This is a genomic window from Serratia sp. A07, from assembly GCF_058725505.1.
Window position 1 is genome coordinate 1 of record NZ_JBZXDO010000094.1, and the last position, 4217, is coordinate 4217.

Here is a 4217-nt window from a genome sequence, read left to right on the forward strand (position 1 = left end):
TAGTCGTAAAGCTGTTGCTCACGCTGCATGAAGAGTTGCACCAGCCCCGCCTTGTTGCGGTCGTGATGCAGCCAGCAGCGGCGGTTGATAGCCAGCAGCGTGACGATGATGCCGGCAGCGTCACCGCTCACGGTCTTGTCAAACCAGTTATCATCATTGACCACATGCACCCGGTCGCAGTCCGGCGCCATGTAGCCGCCACCCGCCGGCAACATGATGAAGTGCCAGAAGCCGCCGGTGTACTGCGGCAGGTAGCGGTCGGCAGTGCCGTAAACCTGCATTTCTGCCAGCAGGTAATCGTCGCCGAACAGGTACGGCAGGAATGACAGACGGTCAGCTTCACAAACGTGCAGGTTCAACGCGGTATTCTGTTGCATGGGGCTACCTCCAAACGGTCAGGGATTGCGGCACCGGCCAGTGCCGTACCCATTCGAAAGGCCGGCCTTGAGGGCGGGAAGCAGGGGCGTCACCGCAAGCCGCAGCGCAAGCCCGTTGCGCGGCTGAATGCCCGTAACGGGTGCGAACGGGTGAGGAGGCGGCGAAGCGAACCCTTGCAGCCCAACCGTGCCGGACTAGCGTTTGGGTACGGCTCTGGCCGTCACGACACCAGGGCGTCAGAGGAAAAGGATTAAAACGGTGTGGGCAGGCTCTGCCTGCGGCCTTTGCGGCGCCGGCTTGCCGGCAAGTGCCGCGTGGCGGTGGGGTGTCGCGTGCGCGCGGCGCTCGATGCGCCAACGCGGGCGCAGGCAACGCACGCAAAACCACCGGGCAGGTTACCCCGCCCGATCGCCTGTTTCCTTCCGCTCAATCCTTGAAATGGTGTTCAAGTTCGTTAATCGCCTTGTAGATCTCGACGTAACGGTCGTGCGCGTCCCGCAGGATATGACCCGCCAGGCGCTCGGCCAGCACGTCGCTGTTCCAGAAATACGCACTCACCAGCCCCCGTAGCCGCAGATGCAGCTCGCACATCTCATCGGCCAGCGCCGCAATGTCGGCACGCAGCCCGTCGTGACCCTCATAGTTTTTCATCTTTGCGTCCTCATGCTGCGGTAGGGGTGCGTGTGGCGCCAGCCACTGCCGCGCGTTGCAGGTCGGCCAGACGCTGCCGGCCGATGGCGTGGTATTGCTCAAGCAGCTCGATGCCGATGTAACGCCGCCCGGCCTGGAAAGCGGCGACGCAGGTCGAACCGGAGCCGGCGAAGGGATCGAGCACAATCGCCCCTGGCGGCGTGAACGTCTCAATCAGCGGTTGCAGGATGGACACCGGCTTTTCGGTCGGGTGGTGCCGGTTGCCGGTGTACTCCCAGGGTTGCACGTCCGCCGGCGGCTGCGCCGGCAGCGGCGGGCGCCCTTTCGCCAGGATGTAGGCGCATTCGTGCTGGTAGCCGACAAAGGCCGATTTCGAGGCGTAGCGCTTGGTAAAGACCAAATGCCCCACTACGCGAAAGCCGGCACGCTTCCAGGCGGTCATAAAGGTATCGACACGGTTCCAGCCGTAGAAACTCACCGCCAGCGAGTTCGGCTTGAGCACCCGGAACATCTCGGCAAACGCCGGCTGCACCCATGCATCATTGACGTCACCCGCGATACTGCGGCCGCTGCGGTCTTTGAAGCCCACCAGGTACGGCGGATCGGTTAAGACAAAATCAACGCTGCTCGCCGGATAGTCGGCCATCACCTGCACGGAATCACCCAGGACAAATCGGGACATAAGGAATACCTCGCCATTCGAGGGGTGCAGGAGGGGGCCGGTACGGCCACCGTTCCCTGCTGCCCGATGTCATGGCCGGCAGGGGTCGCTGCGCGTCAAGCGGACCGTGGAATAACGAGACGGCGCAGCACGGCGAGCTTATGCCGCGAAAGCCGCTTGAAGGCCGGGCTTGCACGCCGCCGCGCGGAAGGCGGCGCCTGCCAAGATGTCATCGGGCTGCAGGGGGAACATTTTTGAAGGCCGTTCATCCCTCAGACAGCCGCAATGCGGCAGTAGTGAGGCACATTGCCACCGCGACACTGCAGCCGCCGGAGAAAGGCCGGCCATGCCGGCGACCTTTGCGCCCCGGCGCGTGGCGGTTGACCTTCACGCGGGCAAGGCGCTCAATGCGCCACCGCACATACCGGCATCGCCGCTTGCAAGCGCAGGAGGTAGACCTTGATGTTAGCTTTCAGAACCAAGCCTACCAGGCCCTAAACCTGCAAGGGTTCAGCGAGATTTGACGATCGCCAGGGAGACTAGACGAGTAGGGCTGATGGCTGGTCGAATTCGACCAGCCATCGAAGGAGTTTCATTCAAGAGTAATTAGTTAATTAATTGAAATTAATGCAAATAGCCGAAATTAGTTTCGAGCAACATACAAAATTAAAACACAAAAACACATATGTGTTTTTACTCATTACTCTTTAGCCAGTCATCGACCAGCTCTTTTATTACATCCGATATAGATAGACCTCGTTTTGCACAGGCAGCCTTAAACCGAATATGCTTATCCTCATCAAAGTTCACATTGACTCTTTTTTGCTTACCCGAAGGGACAACGGCTGTAACCACTTTTTCCAAATCTCTGTGCTCACCAAATGACATTTTGGCGCCAGATTGTTGCTTTTGTAAGGCCATGTTCGACTCACTTTAAAGTAATAGTGTTAATTTGAGCTTATGAGTATTTACTCAAAAAGAGCAACAATTTCTCGGGTTAATATTTGGATTTCCCCTTTTGCGGCATTGTCGTTCGTTTCAAAGACACTCTCGCCATCAAGAACCGACTTAACATAGCTCTGACGCTGAGATATAGCTGTTCTAAAAGCTTTAATCCCAGTTTGAGTAATGCTCTCCTTGAGTACATTCAGCATGGTAGCCTGCTCAATTTTACGGGTAATCAAGAAGCGAGCTTCAACAGGACGATTGTAAGCCTGGGCTTCCAGTACCGTAACGACTGACCCTGCTGCAGAAAAATCCAATGGGCTTGGCGTCACAGGAATGATGATCAGATCACTTACCATCACCGCCGCGGAAGTAATGACAGAAAGCGAACCGGCACCGTCAATGATGACAAAATCATAGTCAGCCAACTCTTTTCGTACCTGGTATACATCTTTTTCAGAAGAAGCAGTGAAAACATCAAAGGGGGCCTTTTCTGCTCTGTTCCAGTTGGTCAAGCTCATCTGAGGGTCTGTATCAACCACAGCAACCCGATTTCCGGAGTTGGCCAAGCAAGAACTGACATTGATAGTTGCGGTTGTTTTACCTGAACCACCTTTTGGATTCAAAAATGCGATAACCTTCATACTCAAACCCTCACTTACTCATTTGTGTTTTTGATTATTTCCCAGTATACACATAAACACAAATGAGTAAAGAAAACTCAAACACTCAAAAACCCATAATCATAAATGAGTAAAAACTCAATCAAATAAAAGTTCCAAGGTTATCGTTGTACGCCGACGTTCATCCCTATTCGTTCCGAAAAATCGCTGTCAAGATACTATAACCCGTCTAGTTAAGTAGGCGGCTCGATAACGTAGTTACAGGTGGGAGGGTAGGGGCCTCACCCTATTTAAATGAACAGCCCCGCCCTGGCTCTCACAAGGTATACCTTTGTGAGATCCTGGGTGATTTGTTCAAAACAAGTATCACATAACTTGATTTAGTAAATTTGATACGCAAAAATCTCATTGTCTAATGTCTATTGAGATTAAATCGTATGGCGCTCGTCGGTTATGCTCGTGTATCCACGACAGATCAGGATCTGACACATCAGATAGCGGTGCTGACTTCAGCCGGCTGCCGTAAAATCTTCTCGGAGAAAATGACCGGCGCCAGGAAAGAGGGCCGTCAGGCACTCGATGACTGCCTTGATTACTTGCGAGAAGGGGATACGTTGGTGATCACCCGTATCGATCGCCTGTCACGCAGTCTGCGCGACTTGCAGAATCTGGTTCATGAGCTTGAAGGGCAAAACATCAAGCTCAGGGCGACCGAGCAGGCCATCGATACTTCTTCGGCATCCGGCAAGGCTTTCCTGGATATGTTGGGCGTTTTCGCCGAGTTCGAGACACGCCTGCGTCAGGAACGGCAGCGGGAAGGCATTGCCCGCGCGAAAGCCAGGGGGGCATATAAAGGAAGAAAACCCACCGCTCAGGCGAAAACGCAGCAGGTGATTGAATTGACGCTGGCCGGACTCACCCGCGAAGCGGTTGCCGACCAACTGGGCATTGGCAGAGCC

6 protein-coding genes are annotated in these 4217 nt (G+C 54.9%); 1 reads left to right on the forward strand and 5 read right to left on the reverse strand.

All coding sequences use genetic code 11. The features are described 5' to 3' along the window. The 5 genes from AC4PR2_RS27810 to parA form a co-directional block, all read right to left on the reverse strand. Positions 1-377, reverse strand: a 377-nt coding sequence (locus AC4PR2_RS27810) for an antirestriction protein (RefSeq protein WP_492175907.1), incomplete at its 3' end; no start/stop codon positions are given. A gap of 427 nt (positions 378-804) precedes the next feature. After that, a complete protein-coding gene (locus AC4PR2_RS27815) occupies positions 805-1029 on the reverse strand; it encodes a YubE family protein (protein WP_151888119.1) in 225 nt (74 codons plus the stop codon). Positions 1030-1039: 10 nt separating this feature from the next. Beyond that, complete coding sequence (locus tag AC4PR2_RS27820; RefSeq protein WP_277497190.1) at positions 1040-1711, reverse strand: DNA methyltransferase; 672 nt, start codon at positions 1709-1711, stop codon at positions 1040-1042. Between the two features lie 672 nt (positions 1712-2383). Continuing rightward, positions 2384-2611, reverse strand: a complete 228-nt coding sequence (locus tag AC4PR2_RS27825; protein WP_072628470.1) for a plasmid partition protein ParG — start codon at positions 2609-2611, stop codon at positions 2384-2386. Positions 2612-2658: 47 nt separating this feature from the next. Next, the gene (gene parA, locus AC4PR2_RS27830; protein WP_072628469.1) at positions 2659-3279 is read right to left on the reverse strand and encodes a ParA family partition ATPase; all 621 of its coding nucleotides are present in this window, start codon (positions 3277-3279) and stop codon (positions 2659-2661) included. Between the two features lie 416 nt (positions 3280-3695). Between parA and AC4PR2_RS27835 the strand changes: the two genes are divergently transcribed. Next, on the forward strand, positions 3696-4217 hold a 522-nt coding region (locus AC4PR2_RS27835), incomplete at its 3' end, for a recombinase family protein (protein ID WP_492175908.1).